1 protein-coding gene is annotated in these 284 nt (G+C 66.2%); it reads right to left on the bottom strand.

Annotated features, from left to right (window positions below; translation table 11 throughout):
• Nucleotides 1-284: TraB/GumN family protein (locus tag EN852_RS40095; protein WP_189546676.1), on the bottom strand; the 284-nt coding region annotated here is incomplete at both ends.

Here is a 284-nt window from a genome sequence, read left to right as displayed (position 1 = left end):
CCTCGACGTCCTTGCCTAAAACCTTGGCATCCGACGCGAGCTTGACGTCCAGCACGGGTTCGCCGGCGCTCTGGCGCGCCACCTCGCAAGCCGGCAATGCCATCATCGCCGACAGAATCCACGGCTTCATCTTTGCGACGCTCGCCGGCGGAATGCCGCGGGCGTCGAGCCCCTTGTTCAGCGCCGCCGCATCGTCCGGCGAGAGCAGCGACGACAGCGTGGTGTTGTCGGTGAACATCATCAGGCCGGGCTCGCTGGCCATCGCGCCCATCATCTTGGCCTTG

The sequence above is a fragment of the Mesorhizobium sp. M2E.F.Ca.ET.209.01.1.1 genome (genome assembly GCF_004010375.2).
Taxonomy (GTDB): domain Bacteria; phylum Pseudomonadota; class Alphaproteobacteria; order Rhizobiales; family Rhizobiaceae; genus Mesorhizobium.
Note: the sequence above shows the minus strand (reverse complement) of the source record. Positions and strands in the feature narration are given on the sequence as shown.